Here is a 6,765-nt window from a genome sequence, read left to right on the forward strand (position 1 = left end):
CGGAGAGTTTCCGGAGCGAGAAGTCAGCAGAGGCCATATTAGTCACAGGATATGCCGGCGAGGCTGAGGCTAGTGATGAAGGGCCGAACGAGAAGGAAGACCAGCGACTATGAATCTCGGAGTTGAAATGCATCAGATGCCGGGTCACACCGGGTGCCTTGCGTAGAGAGCGGGTGAAGCCACCTCGAAGCGATGCACGATGAAACGCCTCCGGCGACTTGTAGCCCCGAAGGTCTGGGGCGCAAGGACCTGCTACGGCAGGCCCTTGCGCGCGAGAATATGGCGGAAGCGTGGAAACACGTCAAAGCTAATAAAGGCAGTGCAGGAGTCGATGGTCGGTCCATCGACGAAACGGCGGAATATCTTAAGACCGAATGGCCGTCAATCCGGCAAGAGCTTCTCGATGAGCGATATCGGGCAAGTGCCGTGCGCCGCGTGGAAATTCCAAAGCCGGGTGGCGGTGTTCGTGAGTTGGGAATTCCGACCGTCGTGGACCGCCTGATACAGCAGGCCCTACTACAGGTCATGCAACCTTTGATAGACCCGACGTTCTAGGGAATCCAGCTTCGGATTTCGTCCGGGCCGAAGCGCACACGACGCAGTGCTTCAGGCGCAGCGATATGTGCAAGAAGGCCGACAAGTTGTTGTGGACGTAGACCTGGAGGAGTTCTTTGATAGGGTAAATCACGACATCCTCATGGATAGACTCTCCCGAAGGATTGACGACAAGGCCGTCCTACGGCTAATTCGGCGGTTCCTGCAGGCGCGCGTCATGATGGATGGCGCAGTCCAGGCGCGTACAGAAGGAACACCGCAAGGTGCGCCGCTCCTGGCCAACGTGTTGCTTGACGAAGTGGACAAGACGCTAGAAAAGTGCGGCCTTTGCTTTGCCCGGTACGCCGACGACTGCAACGTGTACGTTCGGTCTCAGCGTGCAGGCGAGCGAGTTCTGGCCGCTATGCGTCGAATCTACTTGGGGTTAAAGCTGACGGTAAATGAGGCGAAAACTGCGGTGGGAATAGTGTTTGGGCGAAAATTCCTTGGATACTGCCTGCGAAGGTGGTCCGGAGGCTTCGTCAAGATAGCGGTAGCTCCCAAAGCAATCGAAACCTTCAAGGACCGTATCAGGGCAATTACTCGACGCATGGGTGGTAGAAGCATGGAACAGGTTGCGGAACTGCTCCGGGAGTACATGCCGGGATGGAAAGCCTATTTCCGTCTGGCGCAGACCCCAAAGGTATTTCAAAATCTGGATTCGTGGATTCGACATCGCGTTCGAGCTGCGCAACTCAAGCAATGGCGTAGGGGCACGACTATCTATCGGGAGCTTCGCAGGTTGGGGCTTCTGACGAGGTAGCTCGAGGTGCCGCGAGCGCCGGTGCCCGTGCACGGTGCGGCACCATAATTCATCAGGTACTTAGTGTTGCCTACCTCGACAGCCTCGGGATACCCCGTCTCTCATAACCTCAACTGCTCGAACCGCCCGGTGCCGGCCCGCAGCCGGGTGGTGTGGGAGGGGCGCAGCTATAAGCTGCCCCCTATCCCAATCAAACAGGCTACAAGGAAAGGGCGCGCGAGTGCAGAGATGTGCATTACCGCAAACGTGGACGAAATCAAGGGAACACCTACAATCCGCGCCCCTCGCACAAAGCTCTGATATATAACTGACCTCGATAGTTCAGCCGCGCTTCAGTGCCATCGACCTGAAGATGTCCGCGTGCCCTGAATTACACGAGCAACTCAACTTGACACTCACGTCTATACCGGCACCCTGACATTGGATGGATACGCTATTCTCGATAGTGTTCCACGAGAACACGATGAACTGCCCTGGCAGTTACGTCTCGTCGTGACTGCTCAATCCGCTAGCCTGTCCGGTATGGAGCAGGGCGATGATTGACGCAACAAGAGTAGCAATTTCGACGGGCTTCTGGAGAAATATTGCATTAAATCGAGGGAGATCTAACGAATCCTGGGAAATTAAGGAAGAAAATACTATAATCGGTATCGTCATCAACAATGGATGAGTGCGAAGCGCAGAGCATAGCCGATAGCCGTTCATCACTGGCATAGTGAGATCGGTGATTACGATATCCGGCAGGGTGACCACTGCAGTATCCAAGGCAATCTGGCCATTTTCTGCCGTGATTACAACAAATCCACAAGCCCCCAGCGCTGTGGGCACAGCCGCTCTGGCGAGATCATCGTCATCAACGAGCAACACTACAATGCCCTCGTGATTTTTTTTCACTGTCATCTCACGTTATCGATTGACAACCAAAGCATGAAACGTGCCAAAGTAGATTTCCAATAGATTTTGCTGCCCAAACGTCCATCATCGAAAGTACGCGTGGCTTTTCTGGTTATATACCCAATCTTTAACTCGGAAAGCTTGTTCGGGGATTTTATTGTCCGCCAAGCTTACTGCAATATATTCAAGAAAATTGAAAACCCTACCGATAATTTACTTCGTTCCACTTTTCAGTGCTGAAAAATTTACGCGCCATACGCCTTATAGCAAGCGCTATGCGCGATCGTACACATACCTTTCGCGCGACACAGCACCTTTCCGCCATCGCACGCCGACCGCCTCACTGATACATCGGAGTAGGCCAACTCCCAGCGCAATATATGTCAGCGACTATGCACAAAAATAGCGTTCAACTCTATTGGCGTAAATTTAATTCGCAAGACAGCGGCCCAATTAGATCTCCCAGGTCATCGCCCCTTCTACTCGCCGCGACGTTCAGAAGATACTCCATATACTCACTGGCTTGTGCGAAAAGTTCGAAGCGCACAACGCCAAGCATACGATCATATTCGTTAACAACGTCCGTTATCGCTTGCAGCAATAAGGCATTGGGTTCACGCCACCTGTCATTTAATTGAGCATCATAAAGTAACCGAGCCAGTTCCTTTTCAACCATTTCGAACTTTTCGGCCGGGATTCTTCCATGCCCAGCTCTCGCAATGTATCCACTAATTATGCAAATCTTAGCCAGATGATTAATTTTATCTCGATCGCTATTTCCGTTTTTGATGCTTTCAAGAAACAATCGCGTTCGCAGGATAAGGTCAGTCGATTTTTCGCGGGCCATAGGAAGCAGCATCGCTTTCGACCGGCCTGCAGAAAAGTGCGATCTACGTTTTGTGGGCATGACGGCGTCCGGTACAGAGGATACTAAGATAGTGTTGGTGCCTAATTGTGCGTCTCATTTACGCTGACCGCAACTATAAAGCCTAGCAGACGCCGGATTTTTATCGGGAAACTTCATCACCAGATCGTTGTGTGCGAGTTTGCCTAGTCAACAGAGAATAGATGCGCTGAAGACGGCTCCGCGCTTAGACCAGCATACAGGTTCACGTCGAAGCGTTGGCGCGTGGGCGATGCGCAGATTGAGCTGTGTCTGCGGTAACCGTGGTTGCGGGCTATGCGCGTATTTATGACAACAGCGCTGAAGTGTCGACGTACAAATGCACACATCCGGTTTGCGCAGCCGAAGATCAACGGCCGGGTGGCCGAGTACTGAAGCCGAATCGGCGGTCGATCGTCGCTTGTCAAGCGATGTGCACCATCAAAGCGTTGCTTTATAAATGCAGAGGCTCGGCGACGAGGGGATGAGGCGTGCATCTGAAGTGGGAGTAAGACCAACCGGGCGCAAATAGGAGCGTGGAAAGTATGGAGCGACCAATGTCAGGCGGTACGAACACCGCCTGACATCTCAAACAACAAAGCGACAGTCGACAGTGGTTCAACAAGCCATTATCGAGGAGTCTTAACGCTAAGTTTGTTCGCGACTGACGTCACACCGTCGACTTTCTGTGCGATCTCGCCCGCGAGGTTGATCTGATCTTGGCTGACACAATTACCCGTGAGAATCACTGCGCCGTTGACAGCCTTTACGTAAATGTGAGTCGGATCAAGTCCCTTTGTACGTGCCAAAGCGTGACGCACCTTCTTCGTGAGCGCGCGATTGGCAACCCTCATTTCTTTGCGGGAAGCTGCCGTTGCGCCCGGCATGCTGTTAGCCTGGGCGTCACTGGCCTGCGCATGTGCACCCATAGCCAGCATCAATGCAAATGCAACAGTAGTCGCCTTCGCAACGTGTATGACCTTCATGTCTTATCTCCTTGCCCTGAAAGGTTGTTGCTGTCTCTCTACCCCGGCCAGCGGGAAGCCGAGGCGGCCTCCCGCTGGCCGTTTATCAGAATTGGGTCATGATGCCGACATTCGCGGCGAACTGGCTATGACCATATCCCGGTCCTTCATTGATGCCATCACCCACTGAGCCACCGCCGTTTGCGTTGGTAGCACCGCTCGCACCGTACGGATCCGCGTAACCGTTACCGAGGCCAATGTTCGACGTCGAGCTATTATGTACATAGCCCAACTCGGTATACAGAAACGTGCGTTTCGACAGATTGTACGTTCCGGCGAGGGTGTACATCGTCGCGTTACCGTTGCCGTTGTTAGCATTTGCGTGATAGACCGCGGCGGTAAGTGCCGTTGCTGCCGTGACCTGCCATGCGGCACCACCCCACTCGTGGTCGACCCCCGTCGGCAGGCCAGCGCCATTCGGTGAGCTTGCAAAATCGTAGCCGGCAGCGTCTGCATCAGGTGCAGAGAGATGCTGGTAGCCCGCATAGAGCTTGACTGGTCCGATCGAGTACGTGCCGCCCGCCATGATCGAACGTGAATAAAGATAGACGTTACTGAAGCGACCAAACGGGTCACGGATTTCGTCGTAGATTGCCTGAAGCTCAAAATTGGCGGCGTTGTACTGGATCTTGGCTCCATCTGAGCGGCCTTGGCTGCTCCCGAACCCGGAAGTCGCACCAAGCTGACCTGGAGCGCTGCCAGTACCGCCGTTACCGTTCCAGTTCGAGCTGTTGGCCAGGTCGTATTGGCCCTTCAGCGTGAGGCCTGCGAAAAGCGGCGACGTGTATTCCACGCTGTTGCCGGCCTGCGCCCAGTTGCGGCCGCGCACGAGCGTCGAAATGGCGTACTGCTGCATAAGTTGCGGATCGAGATCCCAACTATCCTGAATGATTTCAGACGCACCGGCATAACCAATCTTGAACGTGCCCCACGTGTCATTTGTAAGGCCAACGCGCGCTTCACGACCGAACAGCGAACCGTTCTGATAGTTACCATTGGTCGCATTCAGGCCCATTTCGAGTTTGAATATCGCCTTTGTGCCGCCGCCGAGATCTTCAGCCCCCCGCAGGCCGAACTCCGATTCCCCCCAGTCACCGCTTTCCATCTGAACGGAGTTTCCACCAGGAATACCCTGGCGATACTGCAGCCCCGCATCGAGGCGTCCGTACATCGTTACGCTGCTTTGTGCGTGTGCGACGATTCCAGCAGACATAAGCGCCGCGGCAAGCAATGCCTTCTTCATTGTCTCCTCCGTGAGAATACTTACTAAGTATCACTAACCATTCGCAAGCAATTAACCAAGTTAGCGAAGTTCCCTGCTCTGGGATCACGACACCTCTGCTGATCGCAGTTCTACTTTCAGTTCCCCAGCAGGCGCGATTAGGAAGCGAAACTACTTTTTCCCGCAACCTTTTTTCTTCTTTTTACGACGAAGCGAATGTATCAAAGGTGCCGTTGCGAGGCGAGAAGTAAAAATTTGCAAGGCGATAAATGTCGTCAAATTGCAATGCAATGTTTGACACTTACCAGTCTCGCCTTGAGCGAAACGATGCAACGCTCTGATTTGAAAAGAAATCAACCGACCACGCGTTACGGGAAAATGGATACCACCTATTGAAAAATTGATGTTTAAATGAGAAAATCGCGAGGAAAAATGAATGAATGTTTATTTTTTTAAAACAAAACCATTTGCACTTGCCAGCTTCGTTGCTGGCAATGAGGCCGGGGATGTCAATCACAATATAAAATATTTTTATTATTGACGGTTGAGTGCCTTTTATCTGATAGCTCGGTGAAAGGGCTGGAGCAAACGAGGGCGCGATTGTCGCATTCACGATAACAGTGAATTCGGCTCAAGAGGGGTTATCCTTAGGTGATATTGCCTATAGACTTTTATCTAAGGATTAAATTGATCCTTACCCTTATGGAGCCTTGATCATGAAAATTTCTCTCGTTGCTGTCTCTTTGGCCGTAGTGTTTTCTGCCCCCACTTTGTCATTTGCACAGTCCAGTCAACCACTCACCCGCGCGCAAGTTCGCGCTGAAATGGTGCAACTGGAGCACGCAGGTTACAATCCTGCGCGCATGAACCCACGCACCTACCCGGCAGACATTCAGTCTGCCGAAATGCGCGTCGCACAGGAGAACGCTGCTTATGGCGCGTCGACGGAAGGCTCGTCACAAGTTGGTGTCAAGTAAATATCAGAGGGCGACCGATACGAAGAGCAGGCACGGTAAGCGGCAAACAGCTTCAACCGTCCTGCTTCGCAGATGTTTGGCGTCATGTTCCGCTTATTAGCCAACGCCTTTCCAGCGGTTCGACGCCGGTCAGTTCCAGACTCAAGAGGGCGTTTTAATGACTCTCAGTTATTTATGAGCTGACCCGCGGTTCTTGCCCGTTTTTTACCGAATTTATTGTAGCAACTTGGGGAAGGGTGCCGAACCAAACTCTGTGTTCCACTTTACGCGCCTAGTGTTGCGATTTGCCAAGGCACGAGGACGCAATTGGGTCAGACAAGTACTTGGTCGGCGCATCCAGTGCTCCAACCGCCGACGTGATATTGCTGAAACTGAATCTCTCTGCAATTGTTTGACTGCAAACGCGG

The 6,765-nt window shown here is 52.8% G+C and carries 5 protein-coding genes and 1 pseudogene; 2 read left to right on the top strand and 4 right to left on the bottom strand.

Going from position 1 to position 6,765, the window contains the following annotated elements; genetic code table 11:
• Window positions 1–249: 249 nt before the first annotated feature.
• A pseudogene (gene ltrA / locus BBA01S_RS44270) lies at window positions 250–1,464 on the top strand (group II intron reverse transcriptase/maturase); the annotation flags it as partial.
• Between the two features lie 373 nt (window positions 1,465–1,837).
• On the opposite strand, the gene BBA01S_RS45400 reads toward ltrA, so the two are convergent.
• From BBA01S_RS45400 to BBA01S_RS35755, 4 genes are all read right to left on the bottom strand, one after another.
• Window positions 1,838–2,257 (bottom strand): response regulator, encoded by a 420-nt coding sequence (locus tag BBA01S_RS45400; protein ID WP_052392042.1) that lies wholly within the window; start codon window positions 2,255–2,257, stop codon window positions 1,838–1,840.
• A gap of 409 nt (window positions 2,258–2,666) precedes the next feature.
• A complete protein-coding gene (locus tag BBA01S_RS47260; RefSeq protein ID WP_156966197.1) occupies window positions 2,667–3,158 on the bottom strand; it encodes a hypothetical protein in 492 nt (163 codons plus the stop codon).
• Window positions 3,159–3,763: 605 nt separating this feature from the next.
• Window positions 3,764–4,120 (bottom strand): BON domain-containing protein, encoded by a 357-nt coding sequence (locus BBA01S_RS35750; RefSeq protein ID WP_027820619.1) that lies wholly within the window; start codon window positions 4,118–4,120, stop codon window positions 3,764–3,766.
• 85 nt (window positions 4,121–4,205) lie between these two features.
• Window positions 4,206–5,402 carry a porin gene (locus tag BBA01S_RS35755; protein ID WP_027820620.1) on the bottom strand — a complete coding sequence of 399 codons (1,197 nt, stop codon included), beginning with the start codon at window positions 5,400–5,402 and terminating at the stop codon, window positions 4,206–4,208.
• 695 nt (window positions 5,403–6,097) lie between these two features.
• Here BBA01S_RS35755 and BBA01S_RS35760 point away from each other — a divergent pair.
• Window positions 6,098–6,358 carry a DUF4148 domain-containing protein gene (locus BBA01S_RS35760; RefSeq protein ID WP_027820621.1) on the top strand — a complete coding sequence of 87 codons (261 nt, stop codon included), beginning with the start codon at window positions 6,098–6,100 and terminating at the stop codon, window positions 6,356–6,358.
• Window positions 6,359–6,765: the final 407 nt, after the last annotated feature.

Origin of the sequence: Paraburkholderia bannensis NBRC 103871 (assembly GCF_000685015.1) — a bacterium.
GTDB classification, from domain to species: domain Bacteria; phylum Pseudomonadota; class Gammaproteobacteria; order Burkholderiales; family Burkholderiaceae; genus Paraburkholderia; species Paraburkholderia bannensis.